The organism is Planktothrix sp. PLAVEN19ND (genome assembly GCF_057220675.1).
On the sequence record NZ_CM170132.1, the window covers coordinates 3,034,349 to 3,050,766 of the forward strand.

The window sequence follows — 16,418 nt, forward strand, 5'->3', positions numbered from 1 at the left end:
TTTCTCTAAAATTCGACTATAATAGAAAAGAGGAAAGCGGATTTATGACAATATTTCCGCTTTTCTTCTTATGAATTTTTTGTTAAAATTGAGGATAGTTGCTTTGAGTATTAACGAATCAGAATCTCAGCCTAATGCTGAAAATGAGGTCATTGAAGATAAAGCCATGGAGAAAATACTACCCAAAACTATTACTATTAATTCCATTATTCGTTATCTTTTGGTTGCGGTTTTGAGTGTGGGTTTAACCTTAATCAGTCTACAGATTTTCCCCAATTTTTTGATCACTTCTGCCCAAGCCGAACCGATTTCAACTCCGAGTCAACCCCCAAAGGTTGCCGCTATTCCTAACTCTAATTCCGCCCGAAACTTTGTCTCCGCAGCCGTGAATCGAGTCGGGCCAGCCGTGGTGAGAATTGATACGGAACGGACGGTTTCTGGCAATATTTCCGATCCTTTTTTTGATGATCCTTTTTTCCGCCGTTTCTTTGGGGAAGGAATGCCCCAAACTCCCCAAGAATATCAACAACGGGGACAAGGTTCGGGATTTATTATTGATAGTAGTGGGATTATTTTAACCAATTCCCACGTTATTAAAGGAGCCGATAAAGTCACCGTTACCCTCAAAGATGGTCGTCAATTTCAAGGAGAAGTTCGTGGTAGCGATGACCCTTCAGATTTAGCCGTTATTAAAATTAATGGTAATAATTTACCCGTTGCTCCTTTAGGAAATTCCAGTCAAGTTCAAGTCGGAGATTGGGCGATTGCTGTGGGAAATCCGTTAGGATTAGATAATACTGTGACTCTGGGAATTGTCAGTACCTTAAATCGTCCTAGTTCTCAGGTGGGAATTCCTGATAAACGATTAGATTTTATTCAAACCGATGCCGCCATTAATCCCGGGAATTCTGGGGGGCCCTTATTAAATGATAGAGGAGAAGTCATTGGGATTAATACTGCGATTCGGGCCGATGGTCAAGGGATTGGTTTTGCTATTCCGATTGATGCGGCTAAAGCCATTGAAGGTGCTTTAGTTCGAGGGGAAAAAATTGCCCATCCCTATATCGGGATTCGTATGGCAACCTTAACGGCGGATATGGCAAAACAACTGAATAATGACCCTAATTCCTTAATGTTAATTCCTGAATTTAATGGGGTATTAGTGGTACAAATTATGCCGAATAGTCCGGCGGCTAATGCGGGTTTACGTCGAGGAGATGTGATCACAGAAATTGATGGACAAGCTATTATTAGCGCCGACCAATTGCAGCGTTTGGTGGAAAAAAGCAAAATTGGTCAACCTCTGAAAATTACTCTCCATCGCGGACAAAAAACCGAACAAATTTCTGTCCGTCCAGGTCAACTAGATGAAGCGGCCTTGCGTTAATGATTGTGGCTTTTCTCTAACAAAAAAAATGCACTCTTTCTGAATAAAGTTGAAGGAAGGGTGCATTTGTCAGGAGAAAAATTTTAAATATTTTTTTGAGGAGCAAACTCGGTGTTCCTATTATAATCAATTTATGGAATATTGAGCAACAAGATATCTCATCGGACAGATGTAAAAGCAAAGATTGAGATTGGTACCAGAGATAGAGCAAAAAACGTATAATAATGATGTAAAATTAGCATAAGATAATTTGATATTAATTAGATTTAGTGTTAGGATCGGAAAGAGTAGTGAAATCGTTCATCTCTTGGTAGTCTTTGATTCTCGCATACCAAAATAACTACTAAAAGACGGAAGTAGGGAGTTCTCCCGAAGGAACGCGCCTGTCTTCACTGCGAGTTGAAACAGGAGGCGAAAAACCATGACTTTAAGTAAAGAAACTGTGCGCGAAACTTCTTCAGAGGATATTCCAACCAGTGAAAGTTTCGATTTTGATTTGTGGGCGACAAAAGTGAAACGTCAGCTTGTAGCGGCATTAAATCACCAAGTAGCTCCCGAACTTTCTCAGAACGATGCTCAAACAACCCCATCCGAATTATAAGGAAATCGGGTTCGAGGAAAACGGTTAATCTCAATTTATTGAGTTTTATACTATTTTCTATTCGATAATATTATTTGTAGGGGTGGCTTATCAGTCACCCTTACCTGTTTTGAAACTGGCTATGTTCCTGTTCCCTATTCCCTATTCCCTGTTCCCTACTATATCAAGTTAAAAATTCTTGTACTGTTTCCCAATATTGATTCCCTCCAACCTGTCTAACATTATTATGACCCGCACCCGCAACAATTAAAAGCTGCTTCGGTTCTGTGGCGGCGTTAAATAGGTCTTCACTCATGGTTTTGGGAATTAACTCATCTTCGGTTCCATGGGTTAATAATATTGGCATTTCTAAGGCAGAAATTTTAGCTAAGGAGTCAAATTTTTGGGTTAAAATTAAATCAATGGGAAACATCCAATATCTATTTTTATAATCAATCATTTCTCGAATATTAGTAAAGGAACTTTCAATAATTAATCCAGCAATTTCAGGATGTTTGCAGGCTAAATCAATTGCGATCGCTCCTCCTAATGAATGACCAAAAACATAAATATTATTAGGATTAATTTGGCGTTCATTGACTAAATAATTCCAGACTGCTTCTACATCTTCATAAACTGTTTTTTCCGAAGGAAAGCGGTCGGTACTGCGCCCATATCCCCGATATTCCACTAATAAAACCGATAAACCCATTTGGTGAAATTGTTCCGCATATCCCACATTTGCCCCGATGGTATTGCGGTTTCCATGTAAATCAATAATCACTTTTTGATTAGGATTAGTTTCTGAAGGAATCCACCAACAATGTATCATTTCTATTTTTCCTGAAGGAGTGGGAATTGTTAACTCAATATCTTGATAAAATAAACCCACATCATCCGGGGTGATGGAAATTAAATGAGAGGGGAAAAAAATAAATCGGGTTTGTTGAAAAAACATAAATAGACAAACACAGAAATAAGCGATCGCACCCACCGCTAAAAGAGTTAGTCCTCCTTGAAACAGAATTATTAAAATTGAATGTAACATCATTTTAACCCCTCCCATTCTGAATAGAATCACCTTTTTTAATCTTTTTTATCTCTTAAATAAGTTAAGTTAAAAAGAGAAAAAAGGGTCTTTGCACACAACCCTATTCTTTTCGGTGGAGATCAACCCATTTCCGCTTAATTTCGCAAGAATTTTGAACAACCCATTTCCACTCTAACGAGAGATGCTTTCTTCCCTTTTTTTAAGGGAGGTTAGGGGGGATCAATTATTAATAACCTAATGGCGAAACAGTGCAACAATAAAAAGTTAAGTTGATCACCACAATTAATCGCCGTAATGGGTTTTTGTTCTAATTATAAAGACCACTTTATCGGTTTCTAAAATTTCATAAACAATTCGATCTTTACGGTTGAGACGATAAGAATATAATCCCTCTAGCTGACCTTTAAGCGATTTTCCAAGATAAGGATTTTTAGAGATAATATCTTGCAAAATTTGCTTTAACTTTGCTTTTTGCTGGGAGGTCAGTTGAGCAATATCTTTCTGAGCAGATTTAGAAAATAAGATTTGATAATCTGCCATAGTTTTAATCCAGAAGTTGATCCATTGTGAAAACTTCCCCCTGATGATATTCTTGACGAGAGGCTTCAATATCAGCAATTAAAGTTTTATCTTGAAGTAGTTCGGCGGTTTCTATCCAGCTTTCTAATTCTTCTTGACTGATGAGAATGAAACTTTTATTTTCCTGAACAATAACAACTCCTCCCGGTTCCGTACTGGCTTTTTCTAAAACTTCACTGAAGTTGTTTTTAGCATATTCTCCTGTCACATGATACATGGTTTAACCTCTTTGTTAAGTTCATAAATAACGGAAAGCGATATTTAACAATATTATGACATACTTCAATTCTGTTGCATAAAACCCGCTTCTTCCAAAACAATGCTTAATGTTCCCATTATTTCGCATTCTTCAAAAAAAGTTTCTAATGCTTCTTGAACAGATTGTTTTGCTTCTTCCAGGGTTTCACCAAAACTAGAAACATCTAAATCAGGACAAAGGGCTACATAAAAATTACCTTCTTGAAATATTTCTAGCCGAACTTCAATGTTTTTTAGCATAGTTTTCTGAATCACCTGCTATTATACTAAGTCAATAGGTTTAGTTTAACACTATTAATGACCCAACAGCAAAATAGTTCCACAATGATCCACCAATAATGAAGCGAATTTGTTGCTATCATAGGAGATATCATAGTTATAACTGAAAATTCACAGGATGCACAACTTCTTAATTCTGGATGATAAATCGCGTCTGCTCATTCAAGAGCCTTTTCTTAGCGAGTTTGTAAAAAGCTATTGGGATCAGATAGCCATTGTAATTCCTGTAACCCAAATTGAGGGCTTGAGTGACTGCTACTACTTTGAAAGTATAAATAATGATACAACATTAAATATGCAGTGGCGAGTAGAATCTTTGCATAGTGCAGGGTTTTGGATAGCTACTACATTAGAACTAGCAGATATGGTGACGCTTGCTATGAGGTTATCTGGAAAGTCAGACCACTATATAAATGTATCGCCATCCGATGCTTTTGAGCAGTCGAAGGGAAACGACGAAAATAATATTACTCGAGAACCGCTACTGATCCGAACTAAAGATGACATTTTGTTTTGTGATCCTCAAGTTCGTGAGTCTTATTGTTGTGATGCTTATTTCTTAGACTGCGAACAGCAAAACATTCAAAGGTTGGGTCTTAATGGTGGAGATGCCGTACCAACATTAAAGGCTTGGGGTGTCAATCCACAGGATGACAGACTACGATTTTTGTTTGGGTGATCAAGAGTGTGTAAATTTATTTTAAAAAAATGTATGCGACACAAGACAGAATTTGGTATCCGTTTAGATCAGTTAGAAGCCTCACCAGAAATGGAAATTTACCGGAACTTACAAGCTTTAAGTGCAAGCTATAGGGTCTTTGCCGTAAATTACAATGAGCTTATAAAATATCTGGAGCATCTCAAAAATCTGAGAGAATCGTTGTCTTTGTACAACAATATTGACAAACAAAAGGAAGTTAATCTTTTAATTGATGAAACTTCAAGACTATTCCATAACTTTCTGGCATCGGCAAAAACATTAGTTGACCATACAAGAGTTATTGTTAAGAGACTGTACTCTAACCAAGAGTTTATAAAGGAATACCAAGCAAAAATTGATCAAGATATTGCCAACAATGATGTTCAAAAGTTTGTGCAGTATTTGCGGAACTATACACAGCATTACACCTTACCTATCCCCGCGTTGCAAATCGAATTTGCAGAAGATATAGAAATGAGTATGCGTCTTGATGTAAACATTCTAAAACAGTGGGGTGAATGGAAAAGCTCAAGGTCTTATTTGGAAACACTAGGAGATAACTTATCTCTAATTTATTTATCTAATGAATACTTTATCTTAATTCAAAATTTTTATCAATGGCTTACAGAACGCCAAGAACAACTTCATAAGTCTGATATTGAGAATCTCCAAAAGATGAATGATGAGCTTACAACTTGAAAAGATTACCACTAAATTCAGATCTATTTGATGCTTATGGTTGAGTCGATAAGAATATAATCCCTATTTTAAAAACAGGTAGGGTTTGTCTGATCACAACAACGAAATATTGCTTAGTGGTATTGTTGATAATATCCCAATACCTCGTAGGGGCGAGGCGCGCCTCGCCCCTACAGGGTTATGAGAGATATCCAAAACCATGATATGATTTTAATAATATTTAGGAGGTATTGAATCAAAAATTATGTCTTTTTTGAGAAAAGGATTAATCTTTTTCCTGACTTATTTAGTCTGTTTTACCGTTACGATTACCTCTCATTTTCACCTTTCTCCCGTTTCTGCAACGGAAACCCTGATCGTTGCTCAAGTTCCGACGGTTAACTTGAGTCAACTGCCACCGGAAGCCCGAAATACTTTAAAATTAATTGATCAGGGCGGCCCTTTTCCCTACCCGGAAAAAGATGGATCAACTTTCTTTAATCAAGAAAAATTATTACCCTATAAACCAAAGGGTTATTATCGAGAATATACCATACCCACTCCCGGGATAGGACATCGGGGGGCAAGGCGTTTTGTCGTCGGGAGTCAGGGGGAAATTTATTACACCAGCGACCATTATCAAAGTTTTTTTAGGGTTTTAAGACAATGAATCAAATATTAGATCTGATCCAGGGCAAAAGTCAGCCCAATATTTATCAGTTTCCCTTAGATATTTCGCCCGAGGACTTATCTCAACTGTGTCAAGAATATGACTGTCAGTTATTTTATTTTGACGGAACTTCAATTAACAATAAAGCTGATTTTCTGAACACCGCCAGCATCGTAGTTAATTTACCGGAATATTTTGGCTATAATTGGGATGCTTGGCAAGATTGTATTACGGATCTGAGTTGGTGTGATGCTTCATCCTATTTGCTTGTTTATGATCAATGGCAAAATTTCGCCCAGGATCATCCGAATGATTGGCAAATATTAAACGATATTTTTTCAGAAGCGATCGCCTATTGGATTAAGAGAAATAAGCAATTTTATGTATTATTAATCAGTCCTTAATTCCCCTCGTTGCCAGACTCCACCTAGCAATGCTATTTTGCAGGTTCCGCCTGCTGTTTACATTCCCAGGGGAAATAGGGAAGACATAATGATTGGGTTTATGTTATCGTTTATAATTAGTAGATACATTAGTTTACTCAGGAGAGTTGATATGATTGTTGTTGATATAGACAATATTAGAGATACAATTAAGGAGTTAACAATTTCCCTGCAATCATACCCTGATGATTTTCTGGGATTTTATCAGAGGATTAACAACAGTATTTCTGCTGAAATCAAGACAATTAAACAGTTACATGGGATTGATTTAATTATTGTTGATGCCTATTTTTCATGTTTTTAACTATAATGATATTAAACCGGACTTAATACAGGAATTTAAACAGGGAATTATTGTCTATGAGTGCGAAGAAAATTTATCAAGAAAAGTTTCTCTATCCTGAGTTTCAATCTGATGATACTTATAAAGCACCTCAAGAGCAAATTACCATAACTCAGGCTAGATTATTAATTCAAGATGTTGATAGAATTGTTAATCAAATTATAAATCTAATTTAACACTGTAAATCCAGTCACCCTTTTAGACGTACAATAGAAGAAATGAACCTAAACACAATTGAGGGGAAATAATTGTCAGAACTTCCTGACATTTCCCCTCAATTCTTATGCTGTATCTTAATTGGAGACATTCAACAGTGGTTGCACAATACCCTGACACCTACGAACTCAAAACCCTAGAAATTGCTAAACAATTACTGGCGGCGACCCAAGAAAAAAAACGCTCATTGTTCGGACAGTTACAAGACCAAATGCGCTTAGATGATAAGCTCCTTGACTGGACAATGGCAAACCCAGGTTTACGGGTACAATTATTTCATTTTATTGACTGTTTACCCGCGTTACGGAGTAAATCCGAAATAGCGGCACACTTGCAAGAATATTTGACAACGGAAGCAGTCGAACTTCCCGATATGTTAAAAAAATTACTCAACTTTGCCAACCCCGACTCCGTACCCGGACAACTGGCGGCGACCACCGTAGCCCCGGCGGTGGAAACCTTAGCCCAAAAATATATTGCCGGGGAAAATATCCCCAAGGTAATTAAAACTTTAGAACAGTTACGCAAAGATAAAATGGCGTTTACTGTTGATTTATTAGGGGAAGCAGTCATTACGGAAACTGAGGCACAATCCTATCTCAATAATTATTTAGAATTGATGGAAAAACTCAGTGAGGCTGCTAAAAAATGGCAGAATATTCCCCAAATTGATCAAGCCGATGGTGACCCCATTCCTAAAGTGCAAGTTTCGGTTAAATTAACCGCTTTTTATTCCCAATTTGATCCTTTAGATGCGAAAGGCAGCGAAGAAAAAGTCGGTGAACGTATCCGTATTTTATTACGGCGGGCGCAGGAATTGGGGGCGGCTGTTCATTTTGATATGGAACAATACGCCTATAAAGATTTAACCTTCAGCATTTTAAAAAATCTGTTGATGGAATCAGAATTTCGCAGCCGTACCGATATTGGGATGACGGTGCAAGCCTATTTACGAGAATCTCAAAAGGATTTAGAAGGGATTATAGAATGGGTGAAATTACGGGGATATCCGGTGAGTGTGCGACTGGTAAAAGGGGCCTATTGGGATCAAGAAACGATTAAATCGATGCAGAATGACTGGCCCCAACCCGTTTATAATGATAAGGCGGCGACGGATGCTAATTTTGAACGGTTGACTAAATTGATGTTAGAAAATTATCAATATATTTATTCAGCTATTGGTAGTCATAATGTCCGTTCTCAAGCTAGAGCGATCGCCATTGCCGAAACCTTAAATGTACCCAGTCGTGCCTTTGAAATGCAGGTTTTATATGGCATGGGTGACCAACTGGCTAAAGCCTTAGTTCAGAAAGGATATCGGGTGAGAATGTATTGTCCTTATGGGGATTTACTACCTGGAATGTCCTATTTAATTCGGCGGTTATTAGAAAATACGGCTAATAGTTCTTTTGTGCGCCAAAGTTCAGAAAATCGCCCGGTTGAGGAGTTATTATCTCCCCCGAAAGATAACCCGAATAGCAATATTTTTGAGACTTGGAAACCCGTATTTCCTAATTCAGCCGATACCAATTTTTCTAATGCTGCTTTACGCGATAAAGGGGTGCGGGCTTTAGAAATTGTCTATAATCAATTGGGACAAACCTATAACCCCTTAATTAATGGTCAATATGTCAATACCGCCCAAATGGTGGACTCGGTAAACCCTTCTAACCCTTCGGAAATTGTTGGGAAAGTCGGGTTAATTACTGTTGACCAAGCGGAAACCGCTATTCAAGCCGCTAAAGCCGCATTCCCCGCCTGGCGGCATACCCCCGTGCGAGAACGGGCAGGTGTGCTACGCAAAGCCGCCGACCTGTTTGAACAACGGCGGGCGGAGTTCAGTGCTTGGATGGTCTATGAAGTGGGTAAACCCCTGCACCAGTGCGATGCTGAGGTATCGGAGGCGATTGATTTTTGTCGCTATTATGCCGATGAAATGGAACGGTTAGATCAGGGCTACCAGTATGATACTGCTGGAGAAACTAACCGTTATAACTATCAACCCCGCGGTATTTCTCTGATTATTTCCCCCTGGAATTTCCCCCTGGCGATTCCCGTGGGCATGACGGTAGCATCTTTGGTAACGGGTAACTGCACGTTACTCAAGCCTGCGGAAGTGTCATCGGTGATCGGTGCTAAAATTACGGAAGTATTGGTGGATGCGGGTGTGCCACCGGGTGTGTTCCAATTTGTGCCAGGGAAAGGCTCAACGGTGGGTTCCTACATGGTACAACACCCGGAGGTTCACATGATTACCTTCACGGGTTCCCAGGAAGTCGGGTGCCGCATTTATGCTGAGGCGGCACTGCTGAAACCCGGACAGAAACACCTGAAGCGGGTGGTTGCGGAAATGGGGGGCAAAAATGCCGTTATTGTCGATGAGAGTGCCGACCTTGACCAAGCGGTGGCGGGGGTAGTCTATTCTGCCTTTGGGTATACGGGGCAAAAATGTTCCGCCTGTTCCCGGGTGGTGGTGTTGGAACCCGTTTATCAGGCGTTTGTTAACCGTTTAACGGAGGCGGTACGGTCTTTAAATGTGGGAGATGCGGCGTTATTAAGTACGCAAGTGGGGCCAGTGATTGATGCCAATGCTCAACAGAAGATTAAGGAGTATATTGAGATTGGTAAACAAGAAGCAGAATTAGCGATCCAAGTGACTGCACCGGAAACCGGTTATTTTGTCGGGCCAACGGTATTTATTAATGTTTTACCGACGGCAAAAATCGCCCAAGAGGAAATTTTTGGGCCTGTTTTATCCGTGATGAAAGCACAAAACTTTGAGGAGGCTTTAGATATTGCCAATGGGACTAATTTTGCTTTAACCGGGGGTTTATATTCCCGAACTCCCTCCCATATTAGCAAGGCTAAAGCGGAATTTGAAGTGGGAAATTTGTATATTAACCGAGGCATTACGGGGGCAATTGTTTCCCGTCAACCCTTCGGTGGGTTCAAACTTTCTGGTGTGGGTTCTAAGGCGGGGGGCCCGGATTATTTATTACAATTCTTAGAACCCCGTCACATTACTGAAAATATTCAACGTCAAGGTTTTGCCCCCATTGAAGGGATGGAATAACCCCACCCTAACCCTCCCTTTACTAAGGGGAGGGAAGAAGATAAGGCGATCGCTTTTTTTTAAAGGAGCGATCGCGCTATAATCATAAAAAAAGGAGGAAACCCTAATGAGACAAGTGATCATTTATCCGGGTGAAGATGGCTATTGGGTAGTTGAATGTCCGAGTTTACCTGGCTGTATTAGTCAAGGAAAAACAAAAGAAGAAGCGTTGATAAATATTAAAGAAGCGATTGAGCTTTATATTGAAGTGTGTCAAGAAAAAGGGCAACTTCTGCCAGAAGATCCCTTTGAAATTATGGTAGTAGCGGTATGAGTAAATTACCGATCATTTCTGGTCGAGAATGTGTGAGAGCATTGGAAAAAGCAGGTTTTTATATTGTGCGTCAGAGGGGAAGTCATATTTCAATGTTTCGAGATGATCCTGTAGCTCAGGTGGTTGTACCCAATCATCAAGAACTCGATAAAGGAACCTTGCGATCTATTATTAGAGCTTCAGGTTTAACAGTGGATGAATTTATTAGCTTGTTATAGATTAAATATAAATTAGCGATCGCTCTTTTTTAAAGGGCGATCGCGCTATAATTAATATGGTATTATTCACGACTTGAAAGAATATGAACTATAAACTCATCGATTCTTTAGTTCAAATTATTTCTTCATTAACACCGGAAGAAAGACAAAACCTAGAAAAACAATTAGCCAGTCAACAACCATCAATTCAACAGTCTTCTATTTCTATTAAAGATCATCCTTGCGTGGGAATCTGGAAAGATCGAGAAGATTTACAGAATTATAGTGAACCTAATACTCAAGAATGGCTTCATGCAGTTGCTAACAATCCCGCCTTTGACTTTCTAAAAAACCCTGAAGAAGATATTTACACCATTACTGATGGAAAGCCGTTTTATGACTAAAGGTAAAGTTGTATTAGTGCCTTTTCCATTTGATGATTTATCTGCAACAAAAGTCCGTCCTGCGGTTTGTCTTACCAATCCAATTGGGCAGTATAATCATATTATTTTAGCGTTGATTACCAGTACAATTCCGACTAATATAACAGAATCAGATGTTTTACTAAATACAGATCACCCTGATTTTAAAGCCTCTGGGTTACACAAACCTTCAACGATCAAGTTAGATTTTTTAGTCACAGTTCGATCATCTATTATCTTGCGTGAACTCGGTCAATTATCCGAAGATACACAGGAACAAATTACTCAAAAACTGTGTAAGTTACTGTCTGAATAATACAGAATATAACTTGTTGTTGTGTTTTAGCAACCTAAAAAGCGATCGCTCTTTTTAAGTTAAAGGGCGATCGCGCTATAATTAAGATAAGATTATTGAGGAGTTGAAAGAATATGAACCATAAACTCATCGATTCTTTAGTTCAAATCATTTCTTCATTAACATTGGAAGAAAGACAAAACCTAGAAAAACAATTGGCCAGTCAACAACCCTCAATTCAAAAGTCTTTTATTTCCATTAAAGATGATCCTTGCGTGGGAATGTGGAAAGATCGAGAAGATTTACAGAATTATTTAAAAATGCTATAGTTCCTTTTACGGAACTAGCTTTCGTTCTCGCTCCAAAAAAGCCAGGGGTTGAAATTTGGTGATCTTCTCTTCAACTAGAAAAGATTTGACATATTCAACGATCATGGGTTGGAGAGAAAACAGACCCGCTTTGGCATCAATCCACGATCGCCCTTGCAAAAATTCCAAAGTTTCCAGAAGTGTTTGGGAAGAAACAGAGGATTGGATCTGGGAGCGCAACTTGGAAAAGTCAATGGGTTGCCGATGGTTTACCATACATTTAATAGTGGCTTTAGCCGTATCCGACAACTGTTTAAATTCTTGGTCTAAACTGTTGAAGATTGCACCAAAAACTGTAACTTTTTGTTCTAAAAAATCAGTGATGCTGCCATTAAATAACTGTTGAATTGTTGTAGCAATTCGGTTGACAACTAGAGGATTTCCGGCATAAAATTCGACGAATCGATTCCAGTCGTCTTTTGTTCCGCTAAAACTTCCTTTGGTGTGGAAAAGTTTTTGGATGTCTGTTACCTGTAATCCTTGAAGACGGAATACCCGTACAGGTCGTGTTTCTCCTTCCATCGGGGTTATTTGGTGTAATTTAACTCGGCTAGTTAAGATTAAGCAACTTTGATGAGTCGCTTCCCCCACTCTCCTCAACAACTCACAGTATGCCCCCTTGGTTTGGTGGAAAAGACAGATCCCGTCTCGACAGGTCATCTTTGCTTCACAGTCTTGGAGAATTCTGTCAGCACCATCTAATATCAGTAAGCAACGGTGGCGTTGCAAATAATGAATCAGTCAGGACTTACGCAAGCACGCTATATATAGAGTGTCAAAAGTAGGCGATCGCATACCAATGATAATAGCAATCGTCCCAAAAAGTCCTGATTATTTATTTAAAAATAAACCCAAAACAATCAAACAAGTTCCATTTTTATCGAAGGAAAATTCAATTCTTTGATTAAATAACTTGACAAAGATTCAGCTTTTAACTGATAGACTGTTTTCTGAGTCAGATGAGCTAATCTTTTCAATTGATTCCAAACTAAAATGGCACAAGCAATATGATTTCTTTGAATACTAGCTTTACGACACTGGCAAGATTCAATCCCTGTTAACTGCTTAATTTCTCGATGAAATTCCTCTATTTTCCAGCGAATAGCACAGGTTTTTTTCGTATCCAATGTGGATGCTTGAGTTAAGTCATTAGTTGCTACATATTCCGTTCTGTTGGTAGAAACAATAACCCGAAATAGCTTGACTTTATGAGATTTAGGGAAATTTTTGATTTTGATTAACTTCCCTGATTTTTCTTCAGTATTAGACCAGTTTAACTTTTCAATTGATTGGTATTTTTCTTTTCCTCCTGTGTCATCTACTAAACGATTCTTTTTCAATGGGCAATAATAAATTTTTCCTAATTCGTCAATCATTGCCATTAGTTTTTGTGACCCATACCAACTATCCATCAGGACTTTTGCGAAGGGGAGTTGTTTTTCTGTCACCAGATTATTCAACATATCAGCTACATGATCTAGTTTGGTTTTATCATCATACTCTGGCTGATATATGCGATAATCAATTACCCAAAATAAACCTAGTTCTGGATTAACATAAACACAGTTAACCAGCCCAATACCTGACAGTACACGATGTTCTGTTCCGCTATATTGACGACGGACTAATTCAATCTTTTCCCCAAACCTTTTATCCAGCACTGTATCATCAAAAATGATCGCACTATTTTCACTTATTTGGATATCTTTTTTGACATTTTGCCACAAAGATTCCGAGGTAAAATTTTCTTTGGTTAAGTAACGGTTTATGGTATCATGGCTAACGTTTTCTAAGTGGTTGGCTAAGTTATTTAAAGTATAATTGTTTGGACTGCTTAATAGATACTGGCAGTAATCTAATTGGCTAAACGACATATTTTTCACCCCAAGTTAACTTAATCAGTTTAGCATAAATATTGACTGTTAAATATCTGTCAATCAGTATGATTTTTGTGTCTAAATTTTATATTGCTGGCGCAAATACTTGAATAATTGGCAGCGTTCGCTGGCTTACCGCACACCATATATAGTGTGCTTGCGTAAGTCCTGACTGATCTATTTCTATCTTACTCGCTTTTTTCTAGTGACGAAGTTAAGTAATTTAAGGAAATCTCATTAACTTCGGCATTGTGAATGGTTAATTGGAAGGCTGAGGGTGCGTGGTCATAAGTAGTTGGTTAAGTTTGGCAAAAGGGGAAATATTATTTTAAGTTCGTTCTTAAATTCCTAAACTTCGGTTGTTTAGACCGAACTAAATTTGCATACTAGACAGATGCAGGCAACATTCCAAAACAGGAGTTTACTAGCTTTCGTTTGATGAGTGCGAGTTGAATAACCTGGAGTAAAAATGCTCTCTTTATATAGAGAGGGTGATTTCCACCAAATCCTCGATGCTCAAACGATTCGTTAATAGTGAGCAATGCCCAATCCAGGAAATATGTTAAGGCACAACAGTTTCTTGGTTAAGTAAGTCAATATATGCAAAAGGAGGATATCAATGTCCACATCAATTCCTATAAAAAAAGTCCGCATTTCTTTAAAACAGAATCAACCAACAAGAGTAAATTCTGAAGATCTGAGCAAACAATTGCAGGGTATTGGATTAAGTTGCGAGTTTACACACGCAGTAAAACTTGATTCTATTGTCAATGAAGTAAGAGTTAAGTTACCTCAAGGAGAGGTAGAATCATACGGGATTTATGCACCCAAGAGAAGCAAAGACAATCAGTTGTTTGGGATGGGCGAGTTTCATGTTGAACAGCTAGCAGATCCCCTCTATGTTGGAAATCTACTCTATAGTGAATTGGAGCCATCTTCAAACGCAAACTGGGAACCAAATGTTACAGGTGGGGGATACTTAGCTGAACTAACATTTATTCAATATGAACCCCATTTTAATTTTCTTAAGGAGCATAAACCAGGATTTGCAGGTCAAGAAAATAATCCGCCTATCTATTTTCAAAATGAGACGACTGTAGACGCGATTAAGAAGCTGTTCATTGAAGTTGCGATTAATGCTTCTTCACTTGTTGTTAAAGGCTTGCAAAAGGAGGATATGGAATCGGTATTGAGCACAATAATTGCTCCACTTGATGAGGCTGAACTCCAAAAAAAAGACTATGATAAACGAGAATCTCGTCTAATATATTTGGTAGACAATTACAACCAATCTCAGGAGGAGTGTGATGGGATTGGCGTATTAACAATCTCGTGGCATATAAATATCAAAAATTACAAAAAAAGCAGTCCGAATCGGTTTTGTCATGATGCAACAATAGAAATAAATGTTCGCAGTGTGTTGTACGCAGATGTAAATATTCTTGCGGCAGATAAACTGTATGTCGAGACTAATTTCAAAGAAAAACTGTTCAAGGCGTTTGGTCTGTCATCAATACCTGTGAAGAGCAAGGTAGAAATATTCCCTTCTTTGCCTCCTGCAAACCGTGATACCATTCTAAAAAGTTTGCCCAAGATTGCCAAAGAGAACTTTGTTGAAGTGATTGTTTTATACTCTCCTGATTTAGAGCAGATGGGCTGTCTGGACAATACAGATTCTGAGGCTACATCAACATATAGCCTGAGTTTGACCAATGGTTTTACTTTTGCGACATCCCAATCTTTTAGTGTTGAGTATTCATTTGAAGCTAGTACAGAAATCGTAAAAATTGGTACCAAGGTGGGATTTCAGCTATCTTTTACAGAGGAATGGAGTACAAGTAGAACGGAAACTATTGAAATCTCAGTACCAGCAGGTAAGAAGTCTTTTACCTACCAAGGGTATCTGTTATCGGCAATATTGCGATATGATCCAGCCACTGATACTTGCAAGTACGTTGAGAAGGCCAAGTTTAAAACCAATGTTGTGAAAACCACAAGCATCCCATTAATAAACACAGCAGATTCGTAAACAAAAAGGAAGCGATACAGTTTTCTCACTCACGAGTTAAGGCTTCAGGACTTACGCAAAGCCTCTATGAATAAGGTGAGTTAGTGCTAATATAACGTTACGCACCATTCCACCATATTTAGTGTCAATGCGTAAGTCCTGATTAAAATAGGTTTTTGTTAAACTTAAAAAATCACTAGGAGATTGTGCAACCTCACAAAATAGTTCAATGGATTGAAATGTTGAATTAGTTGGTTTAGACTTCTATTCTGTTAAAGATTGACAAATATTGATTGCTTGTAAGAATTTATTTTCTAATAAGGCGTTCATTGATTTTAACGTTAGTTTCTAGCATAATCTGATCATAATCTTGAATTGCCTGTTTTAGATATTTTCGTTCAAATTGATTAAGATGTGACCATTTATTACTCTGTCCCTCTGATTCGTTAGGAGGTCGTGTCATGAGCTAGGCTACAAGTTTTTTCGGTTCTCCATTATATCCCTTGATGGTCAATCCAAATAGATAGCGATCGCTATTTATATTAAAATGTTCGTAGTTGCGATGGGTGTGTGGTAGAAAGCGATCGCCCTTTGAAAAAAAGCGATCGCGCTATAATTAAGATAGGATTATTGAGGAGTTGAAAGAATATGAACCATAAACTCATTGATTCTTTAGTTCAA

General features: G+C 38.3%; 21 protein-coding genes and 1 riboswitch. Of the genes, 15 read left to right on the forward strand and 6 right to left on the reverse strand.

The window, feature by feature from the left end:
• The first annotated feature begins 166 nt into the window (after window positions 1-166).
• On the forward strand, window positions 167-1,387 hold the full coding sequence (locus AC2D3N_RS13370) for an HhoA/HhoB/HtrA family serine endopeptidase (protein ID WP_484693759.1): 1,221 nt from the start codon (window positions 167-169) through the stop codon (window positions 1,385-1,387).
• 295 nt (window positions 1,388-1,682) lie between these two features.
• Window positions 1,683-1,771, forward strand: a riboswitch (Glutamine riboswitch).
• A 37-nt stretch (window positions 1,772-1,808) separates the two neighbouring features.
• On the forward strand, window positions 1,809-1,988 hold the full coding sequence (locus tag AC2D3N_RS13375; protein ID WP_079681182.1) for a hypothetical protein: 180 nt from the start codon (window positions 1,809-1,811) through the stop codon (window positions 1,986-1,988).
• Between the two features lie 163 nt (window positions 1,989-2,151).
• Here the strand turns inward: AC2D3N_RS13375 and AC2D3N_RS13380 are convergent, their stop codons facing one another.
• The 4 genes from AC2D3N_RS13380 to AC2D3N_RS13395 form a co-directional block, all read right to left on the reverse strand.
• Window positions 2,152-3,018: an alpha/beta hydrolase gene (locus tag AC2D3N_RS13380; RefSeq protein ID WP_484691128.1), complete on the reverse strand. Its 867-nt coding sequence runs from the start codon at window positions 3,016-3,018 to the stop codon at window positions 2,152-2,154.
• Window positions 3,019-3,300: 282 nt separating this feature from the next.
• The gene (locus AC2D3N_RS13385; RefSeq protein ID WP_079681183.1) at window positions 3,301-3,558 is read right to left on the reverse strand and encodes a type II toxin-antitoxin system mRNA interferase toxin, RelE/StbE family; all 258 of its coding nucleotides are present in this window, start codon (window positions 3,556-3,558) and stop codon (window positions 3,301-3,303) included.
• Window positions 3,559-3,562: 4 nt separating this feature from the next.
• On the reverse strand, window positions 3,563-3,814 hold the full coding sequence (locus AC2D3N_RS13390) for a type II toxin-antitoxin system Phd/YefM family antitoxin (protein WP_079681184.1): 252 nt from the start codon (window positions 3,812-3,814) through the stop codon (window positions 3,563-3,565).
• Window positions 3,815-3,879: 65 nt separating this feature from the next.
• The gene (locus tag AC2D3N_RS13395) at window positions 3,880-4,095 is read right to left on the reverse strand and encodes a type II toxin-antitoxin system HicB family antitoxin (RefSeq protein WP_484691129.1); all 216 of its coding nucleotides are present in this window, start codon (window positions 4,093-4,095) and stop codon (window positions 3,880-3,882) included.
• Between the two features lie 157 nt (window positions 4,096-4,252).
• On the opposite strand from AC2D3N_RS13395, the gene AC2D3N_RS13400 reads away from it, so the two are divergent.
• The 12 genes from AC2D3N_RS13400 (at window position 4,253) to AC2D3N_RS13455 (ending at window position 11,813) form a co-directional block, all read left to right on the forward strand.
• Window positions 4,253-4,813, forward strand: a complete 561-nt coding sequence (locus AC2D3N_RS13400) for a hypothetical protein (RefSeq protein ID WP_484691130.1) — start codon at window positions 4,253-4,255, stop codon at window positions 4,811-4,813.
• 33 nt (window positions 4,814-4,846) lie between these two features.
• The gene (locus AC2D3N_RS13405) at window positions 4,847-5,533 is read left to right on the forward strand and encodes a hypothetical protein (RefSeq protein WP_484691131.1); all 687 of its coding nucleotides are present in this window, start codon (window positions 4,847-4,849) and stop codon (window positions 5,531-5,533) included.
• 244 nt (window positions 5,534-5,777) lie between these two features.
• Window positions 5,778-6,182, forward strand: a complete 405-nt coding sequence (locus AC2D3N_RS13410) for a guanyl-specific ribonuclease (protein ID WP_079681186.1) — start codon at window positions 5,778-5,780, stop codon at window positions 6,180-6,182.
• Complete coding sequence (locus AC2D3N_RS13415) at window positions 6,179-6,586, forward strand: barstar family protein (protein WP_079681187.1); 408 nt, start codon at window positions 6,179-6,181, stop codon at window positions 6,584-6,586. Before AC2D3N_RS13410 ends, AC2D3N_RS13415 begins: the two co-directional genes overlap by 4 nt.
• A gap of 151 nt (window positions 6,587-6,737) precedes the next feature.
• Window positions 6,738-6,929 (forward strand): hypothetical protein, encoded by a 192-nt coding sequence (locus AC2D3N_RS13420; protein WP_079681188.1) that lies wholly within the window; start codon window positions 6,738-6,740, stop codon window positions 6,927-6,929.
• 56 nt (window positions 6,930-6,985) lie between these two features.
• Window positions 6,986-7,144: a hypothetical protein gene (locus AC2D3N_RS13425; RefSeq protein WP_159451574.1), complete on the forward strand. Its 159-nt coding sequence runs from the start codon at window positions 6,986-6,988 to the stop codon at window positions 7,142-7,144.
• Between the two features lie 137 nt (window positions 7,145-7,281).
• Window positions 7,282-10,257, forward strand: a complete 2,976-nt coding sequence (gene pruA / locus AC2D3N_RS13430; protein WP_484691132.1) for an L-glutamate gamma-semialdehyde dehydrogenase — start codon at window positions 7,282-7,284, stop codon at window positions 10,255-10,257.
• Window positions 10,258-10,363: 106 nt separating this feature from the next.
• Window positions 10,364-10,570 (forward strand): type II toxin-antitoxin system HicB family antitoxin, encoded by a 207-nt coding sequence (locus AC2D3N_RS13435; protein ID WP_484691133.1) that lies wholly within the window; start codon window positions 10,364-10,366, stop codon window positions 10,568-10,570.
• On the forward strand, window positions 10,567-10,788 hold the full coding sequence (locus tag AC2D3N_RS13440; RefSeq protein ID WP_484691134.1) for a type II toxin-antitoxin system HicA family toxin: 222 nt from the start codon (window positions 10,567-10,569) through the stop codon (window positions 10,786-10,788). Before AC2D3N_RS13435 ends, AC2D3N_RS13440 begins: the two co-directional genes overlap by 4 nt.
• Window positions 10,789-10,871: 83 nt before the next feature.
• Window positions 10,872-11,171 carry a hypothetical protein gene (locus AC2D3N_RS13445; RefSeq protein WP_484691135.1) on the forward strand — a complete coding sequence of 100 codons (300 nt, stop codon included), beginning with the start codon at window positions 10,872-10,874 and terminating at the stop codon, window positions 11,169-11,171.
• Window positions 11,149-11,505, forward strand: coding sequence for a type II toxin-antitoxin system PemK/MazF family toxin (locus AC2D3N_RS13450; RefSeq protein ID WP_484691136.1), 357 nt, complete (start codon window positions 11,149-11,151; stop codon window positions 11,503-11,505). Before AC2D3N_RS13445 ends, AC2D3N_RS13450 begins: the two co-directional genes overlap by 23 nt.
• Window positions 11,506-11,618: 113 nt before the next feature.
• Window positions 11,619-11,813: a hypothetical protein gene (locus AC2D3N_RS13455; RefSeq protein ID WP_484691137.1), complete on the forward strand. Its 195-nt coding sequence runs from the start codon at window positions 11,619-11,621 to the stop codon at window positions 11,811-11,813.
• 6 nt (window positions 11,814-11,819) lie between these two features.
• Here AC2D3N_RS13455 and AC2D3N_RS13460 read toward each other — a convergent pair whose 3' ends face one another.
• A complete protein-coding gene (locus AC2D3N_RS13460) occupies window positions 11,820-12,374 on the reverse strand; it encodes a hypothetical protein (RefSeq protein ID WP_484691138.1) in 555 nt (184 codons plus the stop codon).
• Between the two features lie 338 nt (window positions 12,375-12,712).
• Window positions 12,713-13,726 carry an IS701 family transposase gene (locus tag AC2D3N_RS13465; RefSeq protein WP_484691139.1) on the reverse strand — a complete coding sequence of 338 codons (1,014 nt, stop codon included), beginning with the start codon at window positions 13,724-13,726 and terminating at the stop codon, window positions 12,713-12,715.
• Window positions 13,727-14,348: 622 nt separating this feature from the next.
• On the opposite strand from AC2D3N_RS13465, the gene AC2D3N_RS13470 reads away from it, so the two are divergent.
• Complete coding sequence (locus tag AC2D3N_RS13470; protein ID WP_484691140.1) at window positions 14,349-15,758, forward strand: hypothetical protein; 1,410 nt, start codon at window positions 14,349-14,351, stop codon at window positions 15,756-15,758.
• The last annotated feature ends 660 nt before the right edge of the window (window positions 15,759-16,418 follow it).